At 73.0% G+C, this 23761-nt stretch carries 25 protein-coding genes and 1 riboswitch; of the genes, 12 read left to right on the top strand and 13 right to left on the bottom strand.

The features are described from left to right. Positions 1-15: 15 nt before the first annotated feature. The 3 genes from IEZ11_RS01750 (at position 16) to IEZ11_RS01740 (ending at position 3232) form a co-directional block, all read left to right on the top strand. Positions 16-642 (top strand): TetR/AcrR family transcriptional regulator, encoded by a 627-nt coding sequence (locus tag IEZ11_RS01750; RefSeq protein ID WP_189260713.1) that lies wholly within the window; start codon positions 16-18, stop codon positions 640-642. A gap of 383 nt (positions 643-1025) precedes the next feature. Then, positions 1026-1640, top strand: a complete 615-nt coding sequence (locus IEZ11_RS01745) for a DUF4126 domain-containing protein (protein ID WP_189260712.1) — start codon at positions 1026-1028, stop codon at positions 1638-1640. A gap of 47 nt (positions 1641-1687) precedes the next feature. Beyond that, entirely contained in the window at positions 1688-3232 is a 1545-nt protein-coding gene (locus IEZ11_RS01740; protein WP_189260711.1) for a phytoene desaturase family protein, read from the top strand. 21 nt (positions 3233-3253) lie between these two features. Here IEZ11_RS01740 and IEZ11_RS01735 read toward each other — a convergent pair whose 3' ends face one another. From IEZ11_RS01735 to IEZ11_RS01715, 5 genes are all read right to left on the bottom strand, one after another. Continuing rightward, on the bottom strand, positions 3254-4252 hold the full coding sequence (locus IEZ11_RS01735; protein ID WP_189260710.1) for an SCO2102 family sporulation regulator: 999 nt from the start codon (positions 4250-4252) through the stop codon (positions 3254-3256). Positions 4253-4308: 56 nt separating this feature from the next. Then, positions 4309-5232: a methylenetetrahydrofolate reductase [NAD(P)H] gene (metF, locus tag IEZ11_RS01730; protein WP_189260709.1), complete on the bottom strand. Its 924-nt coding sequence runs from the start codon at positions 5230-5232 to the stop codon at positions 4309-4311. A 133-nt stretch (positions 5233-5365) separates the two neighbouring features. Continuing rightward, entirely contained in the window at positions 5366-6013 is a 648-nt protein-coding gene (gene thiE / locus IEZ11_RS01725; protein ID WP_189260708.1) for a thiamine phosphate synthase, read from the bottom strand. Positions 6014-6050: 37 nt separating this feature from the next. Further along, positions 6051-6416, bottom strand: coding sequence for an Rv2175c family DNA-binding protein (locus tag IEZ11_RS01720; RefSeq protein ID WP_189260707.1), 366 nt, complete (start codon positions 6414-6416; stop codon positions 6051-6053). Between the two features lie 131 nt (positions 6417-6547). After that, complete coding sequence (locus IEZ11_RS01715) at positions 6548-7786, bottom strand: NAD(P)/FAD-dependent oxidoreductase (RefSeq protein ID WP_189260706.1); 1239 nt, start codon at positions 7784-7786, stop codon at positions 6548-6550. 129 nt (positions 7787-7915) lie between these two features. Next, a riboswitch (TPP riboswitch) is annotated at positions 7916-8027 on the top strand. Between IEZ11_RS01715 and thiO the strand changes: the two genes are divergently transcribed. The 5 genes from thiO to IEZ11_RS01690 all read left to right on the top strand — a co-directional run bounded on the left by thiO (position 8025) and on the right by IEZ11_RS01690 (position 13300). After that, the gene (gene thiO / locus IEZ11_RS01710; RefSeq protein WP_189260705.1) at positions 8025-9185 is read left to right on the top strand and encodes a glycine oxidase ThiO; all 1161 of its coding nucleotides are present in this window, start codon (positions 8025-8027) and stop codon (positions 9183-9185) included. Its footprint overlaps the riboswitch before it by 3 nt. Next, positions 9182-9394 (top strand): sulfur carrier protein ThiS, encoded by a 213-nt coding sequence (gene thiS / locus IEZ11_RS01705; RefSeq protein WP_189260704.1) that lies wholly within the window; start codon positions 9182-9184, stop codon positions 9392-9394. Before thiO ends, thiS begins: the two co-directional genes overlap by 4 nt. A gap of 5 nt (positions 9395-9399) precedes the next feature. Further along, positions 9400-10194 carry a thiazole synthase gene (locus IEZ11_RS01700; protein WP_189260703.1) on the top strand — a complete coding sequence of 265 codons (795 nt, stop codon included), beginning with the start codon at positions 9400-9402 and terminating at the stop codon, positions 10192-10194. A gap of 270 nt (positions 10195-10464) precedes the next feature. Beyond that, the gene (gene pknB, locus IEZ11_RS01695; RefSeq protein WP_189260702.1) at positions 10465-12387 is read left to right on the top strand and encodes a Stk1 family PASTA domain-containing Ser/Thr kinase; all 1923 of its coding nucleotides are present in this window, start codon (positions 10465-10467) and stop codon (positions 12385-12387) included. 34 nt (positions 12388-12421) lie between these two features. Continuing rightward, complete coding sequence (locus IEZ11_RS01690; protein WP_189260701.1) at positions 12422-13300, top strand: deoxyribonuclease IV; 879 nt, start codon at positions 12422-12424, stop codon at positions 13298-13300. A gap of 6 nt (positions 13301-13306) precedes the next feature. On the opposite strand, the gene IEZ11_RS01685 is transcribed toward IEZ11_RS01690, so the two are convergent. The 5 genes from IEZ11_RS01685 to IEZ11_RS01665 all read right to left on the bottom strand — a co-directional run bounded on the left by IEZ11_RS01685 (position 13307) and on the right by IEZ11_RS01665 (position 17722). Further along, on the bottom strand, positions 13307-13798 hold the full coding sequence (locus tag IEZ11_RS01685) for a Pycsar system effector family protein (RefSeq protein WP_189260700.1): 492 nt from the start codon (positions 13796-13798) through the stop codon (positions 13307-13309). Beyond that, positions 13795-13983: a hypothetical protein gene (locus IEZ11_RS01680; protein WP_189260699.1), complete on the bottom strand. Its 189-nt coding sequence runs from the start codon at positions 13981-13983 to the stop codon at positions 13795-13797. The genes IEZ11_RS01685 and IEZ11_RS01680 overlap by 4 nt, the downstream gene beginning before the upstream one ends. Further along, the gene (locus IEZ11_RS01675) at positions 13980-16115 is read right to left on the bottom strand and encodes a hypothetical protein (protein ID WP_189260698.1); all 2136 of its coding nucleotides are present in this window, start codon (positions 16113-16115) and stop codon (positions 13980-13982) included. The genes IEZ11_RS01680 and IEZ11_RS01675 overlap by 4 nt, the downstream gene beginning before the upstream one ends. After that, positions 16112-16912 carry a nucleotidyl cyclase domain-containing protein gene (locus IEZ11_RS01670; protein ID WP_189260697.1) on the bottom strand — a complete coding sequence of 267 codons (801 nt, stop codon included), beginning with the start codon at positions 16910-16912 and terminating at the stop codon, positions 16112-16114. Before IEZ11_RS01670 ends, IEZ11_RS01675 begins: the two co-directional genes overlap by 4 nt. 111 nt (positions 16913-17023) lie before the next feature. Next, complete coding sequence (locus IEZ11_RS01665; RefSeq protein WP_189260696.1) at positions 17024-17722, bottom strand: Crp/Fnr family transcriptional regulator; 699 nt, start codon at positions 17720-17722, stop codon at positions 17024-17026. 232 nt (positions 17723-17954) lie between these two features. Between IEZ11_RS01665 and IEZ11_RS01660 the strand changes: the two genes are divergently transcribed. Beyond that, the gene (locus IEZ11_RS01660; RefSeq protein WP_189260695.1) at positions 17955-18473 is read left to right on the top strand and encodes a DUF4396 domain-containing protein; all 519 of its coding nucleotides are present in this window, start codon (positions 17955-17957) and stop codon (positions 18471-18473) included. Positions 18474-18484: 11 nt separating this feature from the next. On the opposite strand, the gene IEZ11_RS01655 is transcribed toward IEZ11_RS01660, so the two are convergent. Next, positions 18485-19117: a sulfite oxidase-like oxidoreductase gene (locus IEZ11_RS01655; RefSeq protein ID WP_189260694.1), complete on the bottom strand. Its 633-nt coding sequence runs from the start codon at positions 19115-19117 to the stop codon at positions 18485-18487. Positions 19118-19299: 182 nt separating this feature from the next. Between IEZ11_RS01655 and bfr the strand changes: the two genes are divergently transcribed. Continuing rightward, positions 19300-19782, top strand: coding sequence for a bacterioferritin (bfr, locus tag IEZ11_RS01650; RefSeq protein ID WP_189260693.1), 483 nt, complete (start codon positions 19300-19302; stop codon positions 19780-19782). Here the strand turns inward: bfr and IEZ11_RS50525 are convergent. Beyond that, complete coding sequence (locus IEZ11_RS50525) at positions 19779-20057, bottom strand: (2Fe-2S)-binding protein (RefSeq protein WP_229712772.1); 279 nt, start codon at positions 20055-20057, stop codon at positions 19779-19781. The two genes, bfr and IEZ11_RS50525, sit on opposite strands and share 4 nt — an antisense overlap. Positions 20058-20205: 148 nt before the next feature. Further along, positions 20206-21558 carry a class II 3-deoxy-7-phosphoheptulonate synthase gene (locus IEZ11_RS01640; RefSeq protein WP_189260692.1) on the bottom strand — a complete coding sequence of 451 codons (1353 nt, stop codon included), beginning with the start codon at positions 21556-21558 and terminating at the stop codon, positions 20206-20208. A 28-nt stretch (positions 21559-21586) separates the two neighbouring features. Between IEZ11_RS01640 and IEZ11_RS52350 the strand changes: the two genes are divergently transcribed. Then, positions 21587-21721, top strand: coding sequence for a trp operon leader peptide (locus tag IEZ11_RS52350; protein WP_189260691.1), 135 nt, complete (start codon positions 21587-21589; stop codon positions 21719-21721). A gap of 100 nt (positions 21722-21821) precedes the next feature. Next, positions 21822-23687 carry an anthranilate synthase family protein gene (locus IEZ11_RS01630; RefSeq protein ID WP_189260690.1) on the top strand — a complete coding sequence of 622 codons (1866 nt, stop codon included), beginning with the start codon at positions 21822-21824 and terminating at the stop codon, positions 23685-23687. Positions 23688-23761 lie beyond the last annotated feature (74 nt).

The following is a 23761-nucleotide window of genomic DNA, read 5'->3' as shown; positions in this document are numbered from 1 at the left end:
GTGAGAATCGGGACCATGGAAAGCAGCAGCACCACGGGCGGCAGCACTCGGCGTGAGGCCACCCGGCAGAAGCTCTACGAGGCCGCCGTCACGCTCATCGCCGAGCAGGGCTTCTCGGCCACCACGGTGGACGAGATCGCCGAACGGGCCGGCGTCGCGAAGGGCACCGTCTACTACAACTTCGCGAGCAAGTCGGTCCTCTTCGAGGAGCTGCTGCGGCACGGCGTGGGCCTGCTCACCGCGTCGCTGCGGGACGCCGCCGAGCAGACCGCGCGGGAGGGCGGCAGCCGGGTCGACGCCCTGGACGCGATGGTCCGCGCGGGTCTCGTCTTCATCGACCGCTACCCGGCCTTCACGCAGCTCTACGTGGCGGAGCTGTGGCGCACCAACCGGGCCTGGCAGTCGACGCTGATGGTGGTCCGGCAGCAGGCCGTCGCGGTCGTCGAGGGCGTGCTGCGCGAGGGCGTGGCGGGAGGCGAGTTCAGCGACGAAATCGACGTCCAGCTGACCGCGGCCGCGCTGGTCGGGATGGTGCTGGTGGCCGCGCTGGACTGGAAGTCCTTCCAGCCGGAGCGCTCCCTGGACGACGTCCACGCGGCCCTGTCGCGGCTGCTCCAGGGACGGGTGAGCGGCAAGGGCTGAACCGGGTGCACGAAGGCGCCGGCCCCTGGGCGGCCGCGTCCCCCGCGGGCCGCCGTCGGACCGGCGCCTTCCGTACTCCCCCGTGCTCCCCCGGTTTCCTGTCGTTCCCCCGGTTTCCTGTCGTTCCCCCGGGTCCCCGCTCCCCCGTGTCCCGCTTCCGCCGACGCGAATCGGCGGAAGGAGCGGTCGAGGGCGCCGGTGCCGTTCCGCCGCCCCGTGTCGGCGGTACCGGACCTCGCGCCCCTTCCCGTGTCTCCACTCTCTCGTTCACGCAGGTCGCGGCCCATCCGCGCGGGTACTCAAGTCGCTCCCTGGGTACGCGTACTCAGGTCTGCGCACGCGAGCCCAGGACGTGCGGCCGACGACTGGTTACGATCGCGTCCGTGTCGGTACTCCCCTTGGTCTTCACCAGCGGCTGGGCCAGCGGCATCAACGCCTACGCGGTGGTGCTGCTGCTCGGCCTCTTCGGCGCGACGGGCCTGAGCGACGACGTCCCCGGGACGCTCCAGCGCCCCGAGGTGCTGATCGTCGCGGGCGTGCTGTTCCTGTGCGAGGCGGTCGCCGACAAGATCCCGTACGTCGACTCGGTGTGGGACTCCGTGCACACGGTGATCCGGCCGGTGGCGGGCGCCTGGGTCGGGGCGCTGCTCGCCGGGCACAGCGGCTCGCTCTCGGACGTGGCGGCCGGGCTGATCGGCGGCTCCACGGCCCTGGCCAGCCACACCGTGAAGGCCGGCACCCGGATGGCGATCAACACCTCGCCGGAGCCGTTCAGCAACATCGTGGTGAGCCTGGCCGAGGATCTCGGGGTCGCCGGGATCGTGACCTTCGCGGTGTTCCATCCGCTGCCGGCGGCGATCATCGCCGCGGTGCTGCTGGCCACCGGCCTGATCGTGCTGGTGTTCCTGGTCTCCCGGATCCGGCGCTTCTGGCGCCGCCGCGCCCAGCGCCGGGAGGAACGGCGGCTCGCGGCGCAGGTGGGCGGGCCACCCGGCTGACGGCCCGGCGGACCGGACTGTCAGTGGCGGTCGATAAAGTCGCGGGCATGGGACGGATTGCGGTGATCGGCGCCGGGATGGGCGCCATGGCGGCGGCCGCCCGGCTGGCCGTCGCGGGCCACCGGGTGACGGTGTACGAGCGCACGGAGACGTACGGCGGCGAGGTGGGCCGGTTCGAGCGGGACGGGTTCGCCTTCGACACCGGCCCGGGGCTGCTGTCGCTGCCCGCCGTGTACCGCGATCTGTTCGTCAAGACCGGCAAGGAGCCGCTGGAGGACTGCGTCGAACTGGTCCAGGTGGACCCGTCGGCCCGGCATGTCTTCGCCGACGGCACCCAGGTGTCCCTGCCGAACGCGTCCCGCGCGGGCGTCGTGGCCGCCCTGGACGAGGCGCTCGGGACCGGCGCCGGGCAGCGCTGGGGCGACTTCCTGGTACGGGCCCGGGAGGCCTGGGACCGCACCCGGCGCCCGCTCCTGGAAGAGCCGCTGTGGCCGAACTGGCAGGTGCTGGCCGAGCGCGAGCCGTACCCGTCGGTGCCGCACAAGAAGCTGCTGCGCACCCGCCGGGCGGCCACGCTCACCGAGCTCGGCGCCTGGGAGCTGCGCGACGAGCGCCTCGCCGCCCTCCTGAACAGCCACGCGCTCGCCCACGGCCTCAACCCCCGTGACACTCCGGCCGGCGCGGCTGTGCTGCCGTACCTGGAGCATGCCTTCGGCACCTGGTATGTGCGCGGTGGCACAAGGGAGTTGGCGCGCGCGGTGTACGAGCGGTGTGTGCGCCGGAGGGTCGAGTTCGTGTTCGGCGCCGAGGTCACGGCGGTGCTGGCCAAGGACGGCCGCGCGGCGGGGGTGGAGCTGGCCGGGGGCACCTCCCGGGCTTTCGGCTCCGGGGGAGGCAACGTGATCGACGTGGACCACGTGGTGGCCGGGGTGGATCCGGTACGGCTCGACGCCCTGACCCGGAGCGCGGGGTGCCCGCTGGACGCCGACGGTGACGTGCGGGCCGACCGGAAGGCGGCGCGGCCGGTCCGCTTCACCGTGCTGCTCGCGCTGCGGGGCGGGCCCGAGGCCGGCGCCGCGCACCGCACGGTCGTGCACGCTCCGGACGGGGAGACCGAGCTGGACCTGCTGGCCTCGCCCGGCGGCGACCGGCCGGTGCGCCCCACCGTGACGGTGCTGCGCCCCGACGACCCTGCCCTCAGACCGGACGACGGCCACGAGTCGGTGGTGCTGTCGGCGGCGCTGTCGGCCGAGGCCGGCTGGGAGCGGGAGAGCACCGCCGGGGCCTTTACGGACCTCCTCCTCGAAGCCGCCGAGGCCGCCGTCCCGGGGCTGCGGGAGCGCCTGCTCTGGCACGAGACACGGCTGCCGGAACCGGGCACGGACACCACCGGGTCCGGGGGGATCTCCGCTCCCGCCCTGGCCGCCGGCCGGGGCCGCTTCCTGCACCCGGCCAACACCACCCGGCTGCCCGGCCTTTACCGGGTGGGCAGCTGGTCGCACCCCGGCGGCGGACTTCCGCACGCGGGCATGTCGGGGGCGCTGGTGGCGGGGCTGATCGTGGAGGGGCCGGAGTTCCGCGGCTCGCAGTGAGCCGGGCTCCTCGGGAGCGCTTCAGAAACGGTACTGCTGCTCGTCGTACCCGTTGCCCTGCCGGCCCTGCTGCTGCCCCTCGCCCTGGTAGGGGTACTGCTGCTCCTGCGGGAGTTCGCCGCCGTAGGTCTCGTCGGCGCGCTGCTGCGGGACCCAGACACCGCCCGCCGGGGTCTCGTTGTAACCGCCGGCGCCGGTGTCGTACTGGCCCTGGGCGTACCCCTGCTGGTCGTACTGCTGGGTGCCGTACGACGACTGGTCGTATCCGGCGCCGCCGTAGGTCTGGTTGCCGACGTACGGGTCGGAGTAGTTGGCGTACTGCTGCTGGGCGCCGCCCGTGTCGTAGCCGTACTGCTGCTGGCCGTAACCCGAGTAGTCGTAGGCGTAGTTCTGGTCGGTGCCCTGGGCGGCGTACGCCTGGTCCTGGCCGGCGGTCGCGTAGGCGGCCTGCTGGTCGCCGGCGGCGGCGTAGCCGGAGTCGCGGTAGACGCCGTAGGAGCCGGTGTCCTCGGGCATCGGCTGCGGCTCGTACACCGCGGTGGACTCGGCCGCGCCGGGCTCCATGGTGCGGGCCGCCGGGGTGAAGACGTCGTCACGCTCGTAGTCGTCGGAGCCGTAGGACGGCATGCTGCCGGTGGCGTAGGCGCCCTGCTGCTCGGCGAAGGCGGCGTCGGCCGCGTCCGGGCCGGTGCCCTCAAGGCCCGGGTCCTCGTCCGGCTCGCCGCGGCGGCGCTTGGTCAGGCCGCCGCCGTCACCGTCCGCACCGGGGCGCTTGACCGCCCAGCCGGCCTCGAAGCCGCGGCGGAACGAGAGCGTGACGTAGGTCTGACCGACCGCGAAGGCGATCGCGCCCAGGCCGATGACGACCACGGACGGGATCAGGACACCGAAGACGACCCCGACAAAGCCGACGAAGGCGAGCAGCCGCCAGCGCAGCCGCGCCTTGTACTGCAGCAGCACCTCGCCGAGCAACCACAGCGCGACGATTCCGAACGCTACGTAGAGGACCGTCCAGCCCATGTACGCCCCTCCTCCTGTGACCGCTACGCAGTGTGTCGTACTCCGGTGCGGCTGGTCTAGGCCCGCGGGGGATGGTGCAGGCCCAGGTTCTCGTAGATTTCCAGCGTCGCCGTGGAGTTGTTGAGCGTGATGAAGTGCAGTCCTGGCACTCCCTCGGCCAACAGCCGGGCGCAGAACTCCGTGGCGTACTCGATGCCAATGGAGCGTACCGCCGCCGGATCGTCTTTCGCTGTGAGGATCCGCTCTTTCAGGACGTCCGGGACGACGGCATTGCTGAGTTTGGGCAGCCGTTCCAGCATCTTCACACTGGTGACAGGCATGATTTCCGGGATGACCGGCGTCTCGCAGCCGGCCGCGCCGACCGAGTCACGAAGGCGAAGATAGGACTCGGGCCGGAAGAACATCTGCGTGATGGCGTAGTCGGCGCCCGCCCGGCACTTGTCCACGAAGTGCCGGATGTCGGTGTCCCAGTCGCCGGAGCGCGGGTGCATCTCCGGGAAGGCGGCGACGCCCACGCAGAAGTCTCCCGACTCCTTGATGAGCCGGACGAGTTCGGCCGCGTAGGTCAGGCCCGCCGGGTGCGCCGTCCAGTCGCCCATCGGGTCGCCGGGCGGGTCGCCGCGCACCGCGAGCATGTTGCGGATCCCGGCGTCCGCGTACTGGCCGATGATGTTGCGCAGTTCGGCCAGCGAGTGGTCGACCGCGGTGAGGTGGGCGACCGGGGTGAGCGTGGTGTCGGCGACGATCTGCTCGGTCTCCTTGACGGTGCCCGCACGGGTGGAGCCGCCGGCGCCGTAGGTCACGGAGACGAAGTCGGGTGCGACCGCCTCGACCCGCCGGAGCGCGCTCCACAGGTTCCGCTCACCCTTGGGGGTCTTCGGCGCCGAGAACTCGAACGAGTACGTGGTCTTGCCGGTGGCGAGCATGTCACGCACGGTGCGTGCGCGATCAGTCCTGGTGGATGCAGTTCCTAGGGCCATACCCGCAGGTTAGTCAGGGGCGGCCGGTCACCCAACCGCACTCGGGGCATTTGCCCGAATTGTCGACATCCCGTCCGGATACTGGACAAGTTTCCGGACAGCCGGACGCGCACGCGAGCGGGCGGGCAGGCGGTCACGCCGCCCGCAGGCGCTTCGCGAACTCGGCCGCCGCCGCGCCCGGGTCGCCGGCAGCGGTGAGCGCGCGCACGACGACCACCCGGCGGGCACCCGCGTCCAGTACCTGGTCGAGGTTGCCCAGGTCGATGCCGCCGATGGCGAACCAGGGGCGGTCGGTGCCCAGGGCCGCGGTGTGCCGCACCAGGTCCAGGCCCGGGGCGGGGCGGCCGGGCTTGGTCGGGGTGGGCCAGCAGGGTCCGGTGCAGAAGTAGTCCACGCCGTCCTGCACGGCGGCCGCCGCGGCCTCGGACCCGGCGTGCGTGGACCGGCCGATCAGGACGTCCGGGCCGAGGATCGCCCGAGCCGCCGGGACCGGCAGGTCGCCCTGGCCGAGGTGCAGCACGTCCGCCCCGGCCGCGTGGGCGACGTCCGCGCGGTCGTTGACCGCGAGCAGCTTGCCGTGCCGGGCGCAGGCGTCGGCGAACACGGCGAGGTGCTCCAGCTCCTCGGCGGCCTCCAGACCCTTGTCGCGCAGCTGCACGATGTCGACACCGCCCGCCAGGACCGCGTCCAGGAACCCGGCGAGGTCGCCCTGCTCCTTCCGGGCGTCCGTGCACAGGTAGAGCCGGGCGTCGGCCAGCTGGGCGCGGGCGGTGTCGGTCATCGGTGCTGTCTCCCCCGTCGGTCCGGTCCTGGATGCCTCAGACGGCGAGCGCCTGGGCGCGGCGCTTCACCTCCGTGCCGCGATTCTCGCTGAGCGCCTGCGCGGGGGTGCCGGGCAGGGTCTCGTCGGGAGTGAAGAGCCACTCCAGCATCTCTTCGTCGGTGAAGCCGTCGTCCCGCAGGAGCGTCAGGGTGCCGGTCAGGCCCTTGACGACCTTGTCCCCGTCGATGAAGGCGGCGGGGACGTGCAGTGCCTTGTTCTCACCACGGCGGACGGCGATGAGCTGGCCCTCCTTGACCAGCTGCCGCACGCGCGTCACCTCGACGTCCATCATCTCTGCGATGTCGGGGAGGGTGAGCCAGGCGGGGACGAGAGCATCGGTGTTTGCGTCAATCTCGGTCACGGAACAAGGGTAGGCGTTCCGCCAGGGGGGCCGCGATGGGTGGGGGCGGGATGTGTCGTCGTTCGGGTGCGGCGCCGCGGGGGCTTGTCGCGCCCACGCGGCGGAGCCGCACTTGTCGCAGCCCCGCGCCCCTAAAGGGGCGCTTCAGTCGCGTTCTTCAAAGGGCGGGCCGGGTCGGACAGGGCCTCGGCGTCCATTCGGGTATTCGCCTCGATCAGTCGTCGCCCCTGGGCCAGGTCCCGGGGGCGGCCCACCGCCAGCAGAGCTACCAGGCGGTCCTCGCGGAGCCAGCAGACGCTCCAGGACGGGCCCGCCGGGTCGCCACGCCAGACCAGCCGGTCGGCGGCGGCGTGGTGGCCGGCGTACTGGACGAAGCGGCCGAACTGCTCCGACCAGAAGTACGGCACCGGGTCGTACACCGCGTCGGACTCGCCGAGGATGTTGGCGGCGACCGTGCGCGGGCCCTGGAGGGCGTTGTCCCAGTGGTGGACCAGCAGGCGTTCGCCGTAGCGGCCGGACGGGAAGGAGGCGCAGTCGCCGACCGCGTAGACGTCCGGGACGCCGGTGCGCAGCCGGTCGTCGGCCAGCACGTCGCCCTGGCTGCCCAGCTCGATGCCGGAGCCGGCCAGCCAGGCGGTGGCGGGACGGGCGCCGATGCCGACCACGACGGCGCCCGCGGGCAGCCGCGAGCCGTCGTCCAGCAGCACCGCGCCGGGCTCGACGCCCGCCACGCGCGCGTGCGTGCGCAGTTCGGTGCCGCTGTCCGCGTACCAGGCGGTCATCGGGGCCGTGACCTCGGCCGGGAGCGCCCCCGCGAGCGGGCGGTCGGCGGCCTCCACCACCGTCACCGCACAGCCGGCCTCGCGGGCCGCGGTGGCGAACTCGGCGCCGATCCAGCCAGCGCCGACGACCACGATGTCGTGCTGCCGGGCGAGCACGGGCCGCAGCCGCTCGGCGTCGTCCAGGGTGCGCAGCAGATGGACCCCGGGCACACCCTCAGTGCCGGGCAGCGTGATCGGTCCGGCGCCGGTGGCGAGGACCAGGACGTCGTACGGAACCGGTCCGGCCTCGGTGTCCAGCTCGTGGTCGGCGGGGCGCACGCCCAGCGCGTCGCGGCCGAGGGCCAGCTCGATGCCGAGTGCCTCGAAGTCGACCTCGAAGGCGGAGCCCTCGGACTTGCCGAGCAGCACGGCCTTGGAGAGCGGCGGCCGGTCGTACGGCTGGTGCGGCTCGGCGCCGATCAGCGTGACGGTGCCCGTGAACCCCCGCTCGCGCAGGGCGACGGCGGTCTGCACCCCGGCCATGCCCGCACCCACGACGACCACGCGCCGCGTCTGGGACGTGCCCCGTCCCTGTGTCTGCTCGCTCACCTGATCACCATGGACAGGAACGATAGTCAACTGACGGAGAGTCAGTCAGGGGGCGTGCCGGGTGACCTGTTCCACAACGCCGTCGGAGGCCGTCTTACGAGGGCGGAGCTCCGCGGGCTAGGGTGGCGGGGAAGCACACGCGGGAGCCCGGACGCACCGGGCTGAGAGGGAGGCTGGCGGCCTCCGACCGTACGAACCTGATCCGGGTCATGCCGGCGAAGGGAGGGGCTGGACGCCCATGTCCTCACGTACGTCCGACGTCCTCGTCATCGGGGGCGGAATCATCGGCCTGGTCACGGCGTGGCGCGCCGCGCAGCGCGGGCTGGCCACCGCCGTGGTGGACCCCGCGCCCGGCGGCGGGGCCGCGCGGGTCGCGGCCGGGATGCTGGCCGCGGTCACCGAACTGCACTACGGCGAGCAGACCCTGCTGGGGCTCAACCTGGCCTCCGCCCGCCGCTACCCCGACTTCGCCGCCGAGCTGACCGGGCTCACCGGCCAGGACCTCGGCTACCGGCGCTGCGGCACGCTCGCGGTCGCGCTGGACGCCGACGACCGCGCCCATCTGCGTGAGCTGCACGCGCTCCAGCAGCAGTCGGGCCTGGAGTCCGAGTGGCTGTCGGGGCGGGAGTGCCGGCGCCTGGAGCCGATGCTCGCGCCGGGTGTGCGCGGCGGGCTGCGGGTCGACGGCGACCACCAGATCGACCCCCGCCGGCTGGCGGCCGCGCTGGTGACCGCGTGCGAGCGGACCGGGGTGGTGTTCCACCGCGACTGGGCGGAGCGCCTGGAGGTGGTACGGGGGCGGGCCGCCGGTGTCGTCACCCGCGCGGGTGCGGCGCTGGGCGCCGGACAGGTGGTGCTGGCGGGCGGGAGCCTCAGCGGTCGGCTGGCAGGTGTGCCGGACGACGTGCTGCCGCCGGTGCGGCCGGTGAAGGGGCAGGTGCTGCGGCTGACCGTGCCCGCGCGGTACGCGCCGTTCCTCAGCCGGACGGTACGGGCCGTGGTGCGCGGCGGGAACGTCTACCTGGTGCCCCGGGAGAACGGCGAACTGGTCGTCGGCGCGACGAGCGAGGAGCTCGGCTGGGACACGACGGTCACCGCGGGCGGGGTGTACGAGCTGCTGCGCGACGCGCACGAGCTGGTGCCCGGGATCACCGAGCTGCCCCTGACCGAGACCCGGGCCGGACTGCGCCCCGGCTCCCCCGACAACGCGCCTCTGCTCGGGCCGACCCGTCTGGACGGACTGCTGCTGGCCACCGGGCACTACCGCAACGGGGTGCTGCTCACGCCGGTCACGGGGGACGTGATGGCGCAGCTGCTGACCGGCGGCGAGCTGCCGGAGGAGGCCCGTCCGTTCACGCCGAGGCGATTCGGCACCGTACTCGTGGAGCAGACCGCATGAACGTCTCCGTCACCGTCTCCGTCAACGGGGAGCGCCGGGAGATCGCGCCGGGCACCGCTCTCGACACGCTCGTGAAGTCCCTCACCGCCGCGCCCTCCGGAGTGGCCGCGGCCGTCAACGAGACCGTCGTACCGCGCGGGCAGTGGGCGACGACCGGGCTCACCGAGGGCGACCGGGTGGAAGTCCTGACCGCCGTGCAGGGAGGCTGAGCGCCGTGGCCGACGATCCTTTCGTTCTCGGGGGTACGGCCTTCTCCTCCCGGTTGATCATGGGTACCGGGGGTGCGCCGAGCCTGGAGGTGCTGGAGCGGGCGCTCGTCGCGTCCGGGACCGAGCTGACGACGGTCGCGATGCGGCGGGTGGATCCGGGGGTACGGGGGTCCGTGCTGTCGGTCCTCGATCGGCTCGGGATCCGGGTGCTGCCCAACACGGCCGGGTGCTTCACCGCGGGCGAGGCGGTCCTGACGGCCCGGCTGGCGCGGGAGGCGCTGGGGACCTCGCTGGTCAAGCTGGAGGTCATCGCCGACGAGCGGACGCTGCTGCCGGATCCGGTCGAACTGCTCGACGCGGCGGAGACGCTGGTGGACGACGGGTTCACGGTGCTGCCGTACACGAACGACGATCCCGTGCTGGCCCGGAGGCTGGAGGACGTGGGGTGCGCCGCGGTGATGCCGCTCGGCTCGCCGATCGGGTCCGGGCTCGGGATCCGCAACCCGCACAACTTCCAGCTGATCGTCGAGCGGGCGCGCGTGCCGGTGATTCTGGACGCGGGAGCCGGTACGGCGTCGGACGTGGCGCTGGCGATGGAGCTGGGATGTGCGGGGGTGATGCTGGCGTCGGCGGTGACGCGGGCGCGGGATCCCGAGCGGATGGCTCACGCCATGCGGGCCGGGGTGGAGGCGGGGCGGCTGGCCCGGCTGGCGGGGCGGATTCCCCGCCGGTACCTCGCGGAGGCGTCCTCTCCTGCGGAGGGCCTGGCCGTGCTGGACCCCGAGCGCCCCGCGTTCTGACCGCAGCTCCACTCCCGCCCACTTCTCCCACCCACGCACCACCCGAAACCGTCCGCCGAGAGGCCGGACTCTCCCGCGGGGGCGAGCCACCGCCGGCGGCCGCGGGTGGGGTGGGTGGGGAAGACCTCGCCGGGGCCGGTCGGCGGCGGGTGCGGGGTGGGGCAGGGGGGATATTCCGGTCGGGTGTGAAGCGTCACAGGTGCGCTGCAGTAGACGGGGGAAAGCGGTCTCATCCGTGGGGGTGTCGGCCGGTGCTCGTACACTCGGCGGGTGGATACGACCCTTCAGGACCCCCTTGTCGGGCAGGTGCTCGACGGCCGGTACCGCGTCGACGCGCGGATCGCCGTCGGCGGGATGGCCACGGTCTACCGGGCCCTGGACATCCGGCTGGACCGCGTGCTCGCGCTGAAGGTGATGCACCCGGCGCTCGCCGCCGACGGCTCCTTCGTCGAGCGGTTCATCCGGGAGGCCAAGTCGGTCGCCCGGCTGGCCCACCCGAACGTCGTGCAGGTCTACGACCAGGGGGCCGACCGGTCGTACGTGTATCTCGCCATGGAGTACGTCGCCGGCTGCACCCTGCGTGACGTGCTGCGCGAGCGCGGCGCGCTGCAGCCGCGGGCCGCGCTGGACATCCTGGAGCCGGTGCTGGCCGCGCTGGGCGCCGCGCACCGCGCCGGGTTCGTGCACCGGGACATGAAGCCCGAGAACGTCCTGATAGGGGACGACGGACGGGTCAAGGTCGCGGACTTCGGTCTGGTGCGGTCCGTGGACAGCGTCACCAGCACGACGGGGGCGGTGCTCGGGACCGTGGCCTATCTCGCGCCCGAGCAGGTCGAGAACGGGGCCGCCGATCCACGCGTCGACGTGTACGCGTGCGGGGTCGTGCTGTACGAGATGCTCACCGGGCAGAAGCCGCACGACGGGGACTCACCCGCGGTCATCCTGTACAAGCATCTGCACGAGGACGTGCCGGCGCCGTCCGCCGTCGTACCGGGGCTCGCCCACGAGCTGGACGAGCTGGTCGCCCTCGGCACCGCCCGCGATCCCGGGGTCCGGCCGTACGACGCCGTCGCGCTGCTCGCCCTGGTGCGGCGGACGCGCGGCGCCCTCGGTGCCGCGCAGCTGGACGCCGTGCCGCCGCAGGCGCTGACGGCGGCGCGTGACATCGCCGAGGACCGGACCAGTGTCATACCGAGGTCGCTGACCGTGCCCCGCCTCCTGCCCGTCAACGAGGAGGACGAGGGGGTGCTGCGGACCAGCCGGTTCGAGGCGCCGCCGGTCCCGGACCGGCGGCGCGGGGGCCGCCGGTCCCGGCGCGGGCTGGTGACGCTCGTCGTCGCCGTGCTGATCGTCCTCGGCGGCGGCGCCGGCGTCTGGTACATCAACTCCGGGCAGTTCACCAAGGTCCCGCCGCTGCTCTCGAAGACCGAGGCCCAGGCCACCGCCCGGCTGAAGGCGGCCGGGCTCGACGTCGGGTCGGTCGAGCACGCCTACAGCGACACGGTGAAGCGGGGCACGGTGATCAGCACCGACCCGGCGGCCGGCAAGCGGATCCGGAGCAACGACTCGGTGGCGCTCACCGTCTCGGACGGGCCGGAGACGGTGAGCGTGCCGGACGTGCAGGGGCGGACGCTGGCCCGGGCCAAGGCGCTGCTGACGGCCGACGGGCTCGCACCGGGCATGGTGACCCGGGAGTTCAGCGAGGACGTGCCCAAGGGGTCGGTCATCTCCTCCGATCCGGGGTCCGGCACCCAACGGCACGCGGGCACCGCGATCGCGCTCGTCGTCAGCAAGGGAGCCCCGGTGGACGTCCCGGACGTCACCGGCGAGGACCTGGACGAGGCCCGGCAGGACCTGCAGGAGGCCGGGCTCAAGGTGACGGTGTCCGCCACCGAGATCAACTCCGAGTACGACCAGGGGCAGGTCGCGCAGCAGACACCGGCGGGCGACGCGCAGGCCGCCGAGGGCGACACGGTGACGCTGACGCTGTCCAAGGGCCCCGAGCTGGTGGAGGTGCCGGACGTGGTCGGGGCCACCGTGGACGACGCGACCAAGCTGCTGGAGCAGTCCGGTTTCCAGGTCAAGGAGAACCGCGGGCTGCTCGGGCTGTTCGGCGACACCGTGAAGAAGCAGTCGGTGGACGCCGGCGAACAGGCCCCCAAGGGGTCGACGATCACCATCACCATCCGGTGACCGGCGGCGGGCCGTGCCGTGACACCCTGGACGGGTGAAGAGTCAGCAGTCAGGTGCCGCCCGCAACCCCGTCGGCGGCCATGTCCCGGTGGCCGGCGGCCTGCACTCCGTGGGGCTGTCGTACGCCCGTGAACTGAAGGCCGAGACCGTGCAGGTCTTCGTCGCCAACCCGCGCGGCTGGGCCACCCCGGCGGGCAACCCCGCGCAGGACGAGGCGTTCCGCGCGGCCTGCGCGGAGGGGTCGGTCCCGGCGTACGTGCACGCCCCCTACCTGATCAACTTCGGCTCGCACACCGAGGCGACCGTCGAGAAGTCGGTGGAGTCGCTGCGGCACTCGCTGCGGCGCGGGCGGGAGATCGGGGCGCTGGGCGTGGTCGTGCACACCGGGAGCGCGACCGGCGGGCGGGCCCGGGAGGTCGCGCTGAAGCAGGTACGGACCCGTCTGCTGCCGCTGCTCGACGAGCTGACCCACGACGACGACCCGTTCCTGCTGCTTGAGTCCACCGCCGGACAGGGCGCCTCGCTCTGCTCGCGGACCTGGGACTTCGGCCCGTACTTCGAGGCGCTGGACGCCCATCCGAAGCTGGGCGTCTGCCTGGACACCTGTCACGTCTTCGCCGCCGGACACGACCTGACCGGGCCGAGCGGGATGCACCGGACGCTGGACCTGCTGGTGGACACGGTCGGCGAGGGGCGGCTGAAGCTGATCCACGCCAACGACTCCAAGGACGTGGTGGGCGCGCACAAGGACCGGCACGAGAACATCGGCTCCGGGCACATCGGCGAGGACCCGTTCCGGGCGCTGATGACCCACCCGGCGACCGCGGGCGTACCGCTGGTCATCGAGACGCCCGGCGGCAAGGAGGGGCACGCGGCCGACGTCGAGCGCCTCAAGCGGCTTCGCGGCGACTGACCCGGCTCACCCCACCGCCAGCGGTACCGCCGCCAGCAGCAGCCCCGCGCCGAGCAGCGCCATCGACCGGCGCAGCCAGCGGTACTTCGCCGACAGGATCACGCTGACGTCCTGGAGCTGGGTGAGCAGCCAGCCCACCTGGTCCGCCCCGGCGTCGGCGGCGGCACGGCGCAGTGCCTCCGGGTCGATGCCGTGGAGGGCGTCGGCGTAGAAGGTCGGGCCGGGTGCGGAGCGGACCGTGCGGGTGCGGGGCACGATCACCGCGAGCAGCAGCAGGGTGCCGGCCGTCCAGAGCGCCCCGCCCGCCGCGAGGAAGGCCAGGGCGACGCCCGACGCACCGGCCGGTGCCCCCCGGCCGAGCACCAGTGCCGGTACCGCGACGGCTCCGGAGAGCAGGACGGACGCCTTCACGTCCGCTCTGCCCAGGTCCTCGCGGACGGTCAGCAGCAGCCGTTCGGCGACGTAGTGCGCGGTGGCTTCGGGTCCGCCCGGGGTCATCGGCGTGCTCCGGGGCCGGGGCCGGAGCCGTCCGCCGGGAGCGGCGGGGGTGCGGGCGGCATCGGGTCGGCCGGCCGGTCGAGGGCGCCCCGGCACCGGCCGGGGGCGAAGGGGCCGCTGAGCCGGTGCGGCCGGACGGACTCGCCGTCCTGGGGCGGCCACGGCTGCCGCTGGTGGCGCATCATGGTGCGCCCGCTCCCCGGACCGCCCCCCGCAGGCGGCGGACCTGCTGTTCGTTCAGTGGTCGGTCGGGGTCCTCGGCGAGTTCCCCGATGACGGCCAGCAGCCGGTCGCGGTCGTCGTGGCTGTGCACGAGGAGCGGCAGGAACCGCTCCAGCCGGTCGGCCCAGGGCCGGCCGGCGGAGCCGCGCAGCCAGCCGGACAGGGTCTCGATCGCGGCCTCGTACGACCGTGGGGTCCGCAGCGCGGTCCACAGCAGCCCGGCGAGTTCCGGGGCGAGCGCGGGCCGGACCGCGGCCAGGGCGAGCATCAGCGGCCAGTCGCCGTGGCCTTCCAGGTCCTCGTGCTGGTTCCAGAGCTCGCTCACCGGGACGGCGGCGAGGAAGACCGTGCTCTGCAGACCGAGGTCCTGCTGGGGCCGGCGTCCGTCGGACAGCCAGGCGCGGATCCGGCGCAGGGTCCGGGACTCGGGCCGGGCCCCGGCGAAGTGGGCGACCTGGACGGCCGCGTCGGCCCGCAGCCTGCCGTCCTCGCGGACGCCGATCCCGCCGAGCAGGTCCAGCGTCTCGCGGACGGTGTCCGCCGCCCGGCCCCGGCCGAGCACGGCCCCCGCCGTCCAGCGCAGGTGCCGGTCGGGGTGGCGGGACCAGAAGGCCACCAGTGCCCGGACCGCGCCGCCGGCCTCCGGGGAGCGGACGGCCACGTCGAGGACGGTCGCGGCGAACACCCGGCGGCGCACCTGTTCGGCCTGGGCCATGGGCTGCACCAGTTCGTGCACGGTGTGCGAGAGGTCCAGTCGGCACAGCTGTCCGGCGGCGACGGCGGCCCGCACCCAGACCTGGGGCCGGTCGTCCTCACAGAGTCCGGCCAGCCAGCGCAGCACGGGTCCGCGCGCGTTGTGCCGGTGCTGCCAGAGGTGGCCGAGGACGGCCGGGGCGAGCGCCTCGCCGCCGAACCGGACGGTGCGTACCGGGACTTCCTCGGTGCCGACCTCCTCGGTGCCGAGTTCGGCGACCGCGCGGGCGGAGACCAGCCGGGCGTCGACGCCGTCGCTGAACAGCGGACGGCCCGGGGTGGCCTCGGGGTCGACGGTGACGGTCAGTTCCCAGGCGAGCACCTCGGCGGCCTCGACGACGGCGCTGAGGGAGGCTCCGTCGAGGACGGCGACGGCGATCCGGTAGGCCGCGTCCCGCAGCCGCTCCGGGGTCTCGGAGCGGACCCCGCCGGCGAACCATTCGGCGGCCTGGTTCTCGGCGAACCTCCGGCATCCGGCGAGGAGTTCGTCGTGCGTGAGCTCGTCCCGGGTGTGCCGGGCGAGGAGCCGCGCGTACTGGGCGGCCTCCGCGGGCCGCAGTTCGTCGAGTCCGCGTGCCTCCAGCACGTCGGGGTCGAGGGCGGTCGTCCGGGCCCGCTCGTACAGTTCGGGGCCGAAGTCCCGCAGTTCGAGGCGGAGATGGCCGTCGAGGACGGCGGTCTGGGCGGCCGGGGTGTGGGCGCGGTGGTAGCGGCCGCCGTGGGAGAGCAGGTCACCGGGTTCGGGGGCGGCGAGCAGCACCGCGTAGGCCTCCTTGCGGCCGAGCAGTTCGCGGAGCCGGTCGAGGCCGGTCTCGTCCGGCAGCCCGGTGGCGCTCGGTTCCAGGGTGTAGCCGTGGCCGTCGCTGATCTGGTCGTCGTCGAGCCCGTCCAGGTCGGTGCGCGGGTCGAGCCGGGAGACCCGGCCCCCGGTCAGGCCGTCCAGCAGGGACAGGGCGGTGCAGGCGCGGCCGGTGCCGGGCGGGCCGTGGAGCACCAGGAGGCGTCCGGCGCGCAGTTGCTCGCGGTGTTCGCCGTAGTCCGCCGGTTCCCGGAAGACCTGGCGCAGTCTGCGCAGTTGGTCCTCCGGGAGCGGGCCGGCCAGGACGCGTTCGGCCGCCTGCCGGCCGTAGAGGTTCATGGTGGCGACGGATCCGGAACTGACGAGGGTGCCGGTGCCGTGCTGGCTCACGGTCGAGCGGTAGACCCGGGAGGCGGCGGCCGCCGCTCCGGGCAGCGCCTCCTCGCCGAGCGGGTCGGCGGCGGAGCCGCCGACGACGTCGTCCCTCTCCGGTTCGGCCGTCTGCCGCAGCGGCGGTCGCGGCGGGGGGCTCTGGGCGCTCACCGGCCACCGCCGCGGCGGTCGATGTTGAGGGTGTCGATCCGTTCGACGGCGATGACCTCTCCGTCGGCGTGCTGGTGGATGTTCTGGACGAAGCGGCCCCCGGTGTCGGTGGCGGCCGGCGACCGCGGCGGGGTGCTCGCCCTGGTGTCCCGGGTACCGGCCGGCGCGATCGCCTCGGGCACTTCGGGCTCGGACGGCTCGGACGGCTCCGGAGGCTCGGGCGGCGCGGAGCGGCCGGGGACCGTGAACCAGGCGGTGATGCGGCCCTCCTTGAGCTCCACGTCGAGCCGGCGGTAGTGCCCGGGGTCCACCCAGCGCCCGCCGGGCAGGACGAAGTCCTCGTGCACCCGGTCGGAGACGGCCACCACCAGGGGCGCGCCGGTCGCGGCGGCGAGGATCGCCTTCGCGGGGGCGCAGTCGCACAGCCGGCAGGCCAGGTCGACGGCGCGCCCGGAGCGGCCGTGGGCGTCGGGCGTGACCCGGCCGATGTGCAGGCCCACGCGCAGCCGGAGCGGCTTCCTGACCTCCCGGTTGCTCTCCCGGAGGTTCTGGTGGAGCTGCTCCACCCACTCCCCCACGACCCGGGCGGGCGGCACCTCGGGCGCCAGCACGCTGAGGATGCCGTCGCCCCGGTCCTCCTGGTAGAGGCGCGGCGGGTGGATGCCGACCTGTTCGAAGGCGGCGCCCGTGACGTCGTAGAGTCTGCGCCGCATGCCGGGCTTCTCGGTGTCGGACAGCAGGCCCGAGCCCTGTGCGTCCACGTTGACGATGAAGCCGTACGCGGCTTCCCCCTCCATCGTTCTCTCCTCCCTGCCGTCCCGCCGGGCCGTCCGGCCCCTCGGCTGCGATGGTCGCGGAGCCGCACGGTCGCCGCTGTAGCCGTTTACACAGCGCGGGACGGATGGCCGTCAGGTCTCCGTGCGGTGTGGTCGTCCGGCGGCGAGCAGGCGGAGCGGGTCCAGGTCGGCCACGGCCAGGGTGCCGGGGCCGGTGCGGACCAGGCCCTGTTCGCGTAGGAGTCGCAGGGCCTTGGCGACGGCCTCGCGGGTGGAGCCCACGGACGCGGCCAGTTCGTGCTGCGCGAGGGGCAGCCGGATGGTCACGGCCGCGTTCTCCGGGCTGCCGGTGCGGTCGGCGAGTTCGACCAGGCGCTCGGCGAGCCGTTGCAGCACGGTCATGGAGGCCAGCGCCCGGCGCTCGTGGTCCGCGCTGCGCAGCCGCTCGGCGAACTGGTTCATCATCAGTGCGTTGGCGTGCGGCCGGGAGGCGAGGAACCGCCGGAACCGCTCCCCGGGGACGACCAGTCCGGTCACCTGGCCGAGGGTGCTCACCGAGGCGCTGCGCGGGCGGCCGTCGAGCGCCGCCATGTCGCCGATCACCTCGCCGGCCCGGCGCAGCGCCAGGATCAGCCGGCCGCCGCGCTCGGTCGGCGTCCACACCGTGCACCAGCCGCTGAGCAGGACCACCGCGAACGTGCTGCGGTCGCCTTCCGCGACGACGCTGCCGTACGGCGGGTACGCGTGCCGGGTGCCGAGACCTGTCAGAGCCTCGCGGTCCCCCGGGCCGAGACCGCCCAGGAAGGTATGCCGCTCGCCGAACAGCCCCACCGTCGTCCCCCGACCGCTCGCCCCGGGACCGGACCGCAGGGGGAACCCCGGCGGCCCCTCGGATCCGGCTCCGCCCGGCACGACTCCCACCAGGCGGGAATCTCAGCGTAGCGGCCCGGGTACGGGATGTGCCCGTCGTTACCGGAACGAGCCCGAAGCCTTCCGGAATACCCCCGGGGGGTATAAATGTTGGCGTCACAGAAGGATCGGCATCCGACACCGGGGGTCAGTCATGGACCACGAGCACGTCCTCCACGAGCACACCGGCCACACGCACACACCGCATGAGGCACACGAGGCACACGGCGGCACCGGCGTCTCCTGGGCCATGGCCGCCCAGGCCACCCTGCACTGCCTGACCGGCTGCGCCATCGGCGAGGTGCTCGGCATGGTCGTCGGCACGGCGTTCGGCTGGGGGAACCTGCCGACCACGCTGCTGGCGATCGTGCTGGCGTTCTTCTTCGGCTACGCGCTCACCATGCGCGGGGTCCTGAGGGCGGGCATCGGCCTGCGCACCGCGCTGCGGGTCGCGCTGGCCGCGGACACCGTCTCGATCGCCGTGATGGAGCTGATCGACAACGGCACGATCCTGGTCTGGCCGGCGGCGATGGACGCCCAGTTGGCCGACGCGCTGTTCTGGATCTCACTGGCCGTCTCGCTGGCGCTCGCGTTCGTGGTGACCACGCCGGTCAACAGGTGGACGATCGGGCGGGGCAAGGGGCACGCGGTGGTGCACCGGTACCACCACTGAGCGGCCGGACCTCAGAGCTCCGGGCCGTCCCCCGGCCCCTCCTGATAGGAGAAGCGCTGCTCCTTCCAGGGGTCGCCGATGTTGTGGTAGCCGCGCTCCTCCCAGAAGCCGCGGCGGTCGGCGGTCATGTACTCGATGCCGCGGACCCACTTGGGGCCCTTCCAGGCATACAGCTGCGGGACGACCAGGCGGACCGGGAAACCGTGCTCGGCGGTGAGGAGTTCGCCGTCCTTGTGGGTGGCGAAGACGGTGTGCTCGGCGGCGAAGTCCGCGAGGCGCAGGTTGGAGCTGAAGCCGTACTCCGCCCAGACCATCACATGGGTGACGTCGGGGGCGGGCGGCGCGAGCTCCAGGACGGTCCGCGCCGGAACCCCGCCCCACTCGGCGCCGAGCATGCTGAACTTCGTCACGCAGTGCAGATCGGCGACCACGGTGGCGTACGGCAGAGCCGTGAACTGCTCGTGGTTCCAGATGCGGGCGCCCCCGTCGGCGGTGGCACCGAAGACCCTGAACTCCCAGCGCTCGGGCCGGAACCTGGGCACCGGGCCGTAGTGCGTGACCGGCCAGCCGCGCTGCAGCCGCTGCCCCGGCGGGAGCTCCGCTCCCGCGGTTTCCCGAGACGCGCGCCGCACCGGATGACCCATGCCTTCCATCCTGACAGACCGCGAGCAGTACGCCGGACCAGGCGAACACCTCAGAGATCAGCAAATCGGTCAACTGGCATCAAGCATGCACTTACTTACTAAGTGCGCACTTACTGGACGATCTTCTGCGCCGGTGCAATCATGCGCCGCACACACCCCAGTACGTGGAAGGAGCCTCTGCGATGCAGGGCGACCCCGAGGTCATCGAATTCCTCAACGAGCAGCTCACCGGCGAGCTCACCGCGATCAACCAGTACTTCCTGCACGCGAAGATGCAGGAGAACTTCGGCTGGTACAAGCTCGCGAAGTACACCCGGCACGAGTCGTTCGACGAGATGAAGCACGCCGAGGTGCTCACCGACCGGATCCTGTTCCTGGAGGGGCTGCCCAACTACCAGCGGCTGTTCCACGTCCGCGTGGGGCAGACCGTGAAGGAGATGTTCGAGGCCGACCGGCAGATCGAGGTGGAGGCGATCGACCGCCTCAAGCGCGGGGTCAAGGTGATGCGCGAGAAGGGCGACATCACGTCCGCGAACATCTTCGAGGACATCCTGAAGGACGAGGAGCACCACATCGACTACCTCGACACGCAGCTGGAGCTGCTGGAGAAGCTGGGCGAGGCGCTCTACCTCGCGCAGCTCATCGAGCAGCCCGAGAGCAGCTAGGCGCTCCGCGGGAAGGGCCGGGGCAGCTCGTCGATCGTCTGCGGGCCCGTCGCGGCCGGTCGCGCAGTCCCCCGCGCCCCTGCGAGGCGCTCACCGGGCAGCGCTGTCAGGGCGGGCCGGTCCCGGCCGAGGATCGCCTGGATGCGACGGACGCACGAACCGCAGTCCGTGCCCGCCTTGCACGCGGACGCTATCTGGCGCGGGGTGCAGGCACCGTCCTCCGCGTGCTTCCTGACCTGCGCCTCGGTCACCCCGAAGCAGCTGCACACGTACACGCGGATTCACCTCCCGCCGGGATCGATCAGTGGTGCCGTCCCGATTGATCGGTGAGGCAAACCTAACCTTACCCATCAGCCGCGGGCCGCAAAAGTGGAAGGGGCGCGGATCATTTGTGATCCGCGCCCCACTTCACACCGGGACCGGCTACTGGTCCCGGTACATCTCCGCGACGAGGAACGCCAGGTCCAGGGACTGGCTGCGGTTCAGCCGCGGGTCGCAGGCCGTCTCGTAGCGCTGGTGCAGGTCGTCGACGAAGATCTCGTCGCCGCCGCCCACGCACTCGGTGACGTCGTCACCGGTGAGCTCGACGTGGATGCCGCCCGGGTGGGTGCCCAGCGTCTTGTGGACCTCGAAGAAGCCCTTGACCTCGTCGAGCACGTCGTCGAAGCGGCGGGTCTTGTGGCCCGAGGCCGCCTCGAAGGTGTTGCCGTGCATCGGGTCGGTCACCCAGGCGACGGTGGCGCCCGAGGCGGTGACCTTCTCGACCAGCTCGGGGAGCTTGTCACGGACCTTGTCCGCGCCCATCCGGACGACGAAGGTCAGCCGGCCGGGCTCGCGGTCGGGGTCGAGGCGGTCGATGTACCTGAGCGCCTCCTCGGCCGTGGTCGTCGGGCCGAGCTTGAGACCGATCGGGTTGCGGATCTTCGAGGCGAACTCGATGTGCGCGCCGTCCAGCTGCCGGGTGCGCTCACCGATCCACACCATGTGCGCCGAGACGTCGTACAGCTTGCCGGTGCGCGAGTCGACCCTGGTCAGGGCGGTCTCGTAGTCGAGCAGCAGCGCCTCGTGGGAGGAGAAGAACTCGACCGTCTTGAACTCCTCCGGCTCCGCGCCGCAGGCCCGCATGAAGTTCAGCGCGTCGTCGATCTCACGGGCGAGCTGCTCGTAGCGCTGGCCCGACGGGGAGGACTTCACGAAGTCCTGGTTCCAGGCGTGCACCTGGCGCAGGTCCGCGTAGCCGCCGGTGGTGAAGGCACGCACCAGGTTCAGCGTCGAGGCGGACGCGTTGTACATCCGCTTCAGCCGCTCGGGGTCCGGGATCCGGGCCTTCTCATCGAAGTCGAAGCCGTTGACCGAGTCGCCGCGGTACGTCGGCAGGGTCACGCCGTCGCGGGTCTCGGTGCCCTTGGAGCGCGGCTTGCTGTACTGGCCGGCGATCCGCCCCACCTTCACCACGGGCACCGACGCGGCGTACGTCAGCACGGCACCCATCTGGAGGAGGGTCTTGAGCTTGTTGCGGATGTGGTCGGCGGACACCGCGTCGAAGGCCTCGGCGCAGTCGCCGCCCTGGAGCAGGAACGCCTCTCCCTTGGCGACGGACGCCATCCGGGCGCGCAGCTGGTCGCACTCGCCCGCGAAGACGAGCGGCGGATACGACTCCAGCTCCGCAACGACAGTGCGCAGAGCCTCGGGGTCGGGGTACTCGGGCTGCTGCGCCGCGGGCAGGTTTCGCCAGGTGTTGCCAGCACCGAGGCTGGTCTTAGCGTTCACGGTCACCTCGTAAACATTACGGGGTCGTGTCGCCATGTTTTCCTCCCGCTCGACTGGTGAGACAGAGCGATTGTCCTGTGGACAGGGCGCGGAGTGGGGTAGGGTTTTCCGCATGTTCGCGCATTCGACCCAGAACTGGTGGTGGACCGCTTCTCCGGCGGCCCACTGACTGCGCGTACGCAAGACTTCGCGAAGGCCGCCCGGAGGGGCGGCCTTCGGCGTTCCCGGGGTCGTTCCTCCCTCACCAGCCTCATCAGGCAGAGGAACCCATGGACCTGTCCCAGCTGCTCCACGACGACCGTCCCTTCGCCCTGCTCCGCCGCCGCGCCCCCGGCCACGACGAGAACACGGTGGAGGTCCTGGTCGGACCGGTCACCGCCCACGACCGGCTCGCCGACCTGCCCGAGGAGGGGCTCGCCCTCGTCCCGTACCGGCAGATCCGGGAGCGGGGGTTCGACGTCCGGGACGACGGCACACCGCTGCTGATGCTGAACCCGACGGTGGTATGTCACATTCCACTCGACGAGGCCCTCGCCGCCCTTCCCTCCCATGACGTCCGCGTCGAGAGCGGCGCCTTCGACGTCGACGACGACGCGTACGCACGGATCGTCGGCCGGGTGCTGGACGAGGAGATCGGCCGCGGCGAGGGCGCGAACTTCGTGATCCGGCGGACCTACCAGGGCGAGATCCCGGGCTTCGGGCGGGCCGACGCGCTGGCCCTGTTCCGGCGGCTCCTGGAGGGCGAGCGCGGCGCGTACTGGACGTTCGTCGTGCACACCGGGGACCGGACGCTGGTCGGTGCGAGCCCCGAGGTGCACGTCCGGATGTCCGGCGGCACGGTGGTCATGAACCCGATCAGCGGCACCTACCGCTATCCCGCCGAGGGCCCCACCCCCGAGCACCTGCTCGGTTTCCTCGCCGACGGCAAGGAGATCGAGGAGCTGTCGATGGTCGTCGACGAGGAGCTCAAGATGATGTGCACGGTCGGGGACATGGGCGGGGTGGTCGTCGGGCCGCGGCTGAAGGAGATGGCGCACCTCGCGCACACCGAGTACGAGCTGCGCGGCCGGTCCTCGCTGGACGTGCGGGAGGTCCTGAGGGAGACCATGTTCGCGGCGACCGTCACGGGCTCGCCGGTGCAGAACGCCTGCCGGGTGATCGAACGGCACGAGGTGGGCGGGCGGGGCTACTACGCGGGGGCGCTGGCGCTGCTGGGGCGGGATTCCGGCGGTGCCCAGACCCTCGACTCCCCCATCCTGATCCGTACCGCCGACATCGACGCGGACGGCCGGCTGCGGGTCCCCGTCGGCGCCACGCTGGTGCGCGGTTCGGACCCGGCGAGCGAGGTCGCGGAGACGCACGCGAAGGCGGCGGGGGTACTGGCGGCGCTGGGGGTACGGCCGTCCCGCCCGCGGTCCGGGGCGGCGCGCGTCCGGCTGGCCGACGACCCGCGGGTGCGGACCGCGCTGGACGGGCGGCGGGCGTCGCTGGCGCCGTTCTGGCTGCGGATGCAGGAGCGGACCGGCGAACTGGCCGGGCACGCGCTCGTGGTGGACGGCGAGGACACGTTCACGGCGATGCTCGCGCATGTGCTGCGGGCCGGCGGGCTCGACGTCACCGTGCGGCGCTACGACGAGCCGGGGCTGCGGGCGGCCGTGCTCGCGCACGAGGGGCCGGTGGTGCTCGGCCCGGGTCCGGGTGACCCCTGCGACCTGGAGGATCCGAAGATGCGGTTCCTGCGGGAGCTGACGGCGACCGTGCTCCGGGAGCACCGGCACGGGGTGCTGGGCGTCTGCCTCGGGCACGAGCTGATCGCGGCGGAGCTGGGGCTGGACATCGTCCGCAAGGAGGTTCCCTACCAGGGGGCGCAGACGACCGTGGACCTGTTCGGGCGCGCGGAGACGGTCGGCTTCTACAACAGCTTCGTGGCCCGCTGCGACGAGGAGGCGGCGCGGGAGCTGGCGGCGCACGGGGTGCAGGTGAGCCGGGCGGGGAACGGGGAGGTGCACGCGCTGCGGGGGCCCGGGTTCGCCGGGGTGCAGTTCCACCCCGAGTCTGTGCTCACGCTGAACGGGGCCGAAGTGGTGCGGAAGCTGGTGGGGCAGTTGCGCGGTACCGGAACCGTTCGGGCTTGAGTTGCGGGTGCGGGTGGGTGGGGGCTTGTCGCGCAGTTCCCCGCGCCCCTTGGTGTCTCGCCGCAGCCGTTGCG

Source organism: Streptomyces fuscichromogenes (assembly GCF_014645815.1).
GTDB lineage: Bacteria > Actinomycetota > Actinomycetes > Streptomycetales > Streptomycetaceae > Streptomyces > Streptomyces fuscichromogenes.
This window is presented reverse-complemented; position numbering and strand designations above follow the sequence as displayed.

Excerpts from the sequence above, each read along its gene's own strand:
- IEZ11_RS01750 (WP_189260713.1), top strand. The coding sequence starts at position 16 with ATGGAAAGCAGCAGCACCACGGGCGGCAGCACTCGGCGTGAGGCCACC.
- IEZ11_RS01740 (WP_189260711.1), top strand. The coding sequence starts at position 1,688 with ATGGGACGGATTGCGGTGATCGGCGCCGGGATGGGCGCCATGGCGGCG.
- IEZ11_RS01735 (WP_189260710.1), bottom strand. The coding sequence starts at position 4,252 with ATGGGCTGGACGGTCCTCTACGTAGCGTTCGGAATCGTCGCGCTGTGG.
- metF (WP_189260709.1), bottom strand. The coding sequence starts at position 5,232 with ATGGCCCTAGGAACTGCATCCACCAGGACTGATCGCGCACGCACCGTG.
- thiE (WP_189260708.1), bottom strand. The coding sequence starts at position 6,013 with ATGACCGACACCGCCCGCGCCCAGCTGGCCGACGCCCGGCTCTACCTG.
- thiO (WP_189260705.1), top strand. The coding sequence starts at position 8,025 with ATGTCCTCACGTACGTCCGACGTCCTCGTCATCGGGGGCGGAATCATC.
- thiS (WP_189260704.1), top strand. The coding sequence starts at position 9,182 with ATGAACGTCTCCGTCACCGTCTCCGTCAACGGGGAGCGCCGGGAGATC.
- IEZ11_RS01685 (WP_189260700.1), bottom strand. The coding sequence starts at position 13,798 with ATGACCCCGGGCGGACCCGAAGCCACCGCGCACTACGTCGCCGAACGG.
- IEZ11_RS01680 (WP_189260699.1), bottom strand. The coding sequence starts at position 13,983 with ATGATGCGCCACCAGCGGCAGCCGTGGCCGCCCCAGGACGGCGAGTCC.
- IEZ11_RS01670 (WP_189260697.1), bottom strand. The coding sequence starts at position 16,912 with ATGGAGGGGGAAGCCGCGTACGGCTTCATCGTCAACGTGGACGCACAG.
- IEZ11_RS01660 (WP_189260695.1), top strand. The coding sequence starts at position 17,955 with ATGGACCACGAGCACGTCCTCCACGAGCACACCGGCCACACGCACACA.
- IEZ11_RS01655 (WP_189260694.1), bottom strand. The coding sequence starts at position 19,117 with ATGGGTCATCCGGTGCGGCGCGCGTCTCGGGAAACCGCGGGAGCGGAG.
- bfr (WP_189260693.1), top strand. The coding sequence starts at position 19,300 with ATGCAGGGCGACCCCGAGGTCATCGAATTCCTCAACGAGCAGCTCACC.
- IEZ11_RS52350 (WP_189260691.1), top strand. The coding sequence starts at position 21,587 with ATGTTTTCCTCCCGCTCGACTGGTGAGACAGAGCGATTGTCCTGTGGA.
- IEZ11_RS01630 (WP_189260690.1), top strand. The coding sequence starts at position 21,822 with ATGGACCTGTCCCAGCTGCTCCACGACGACCGTCCCTTCGCCCTGCTC.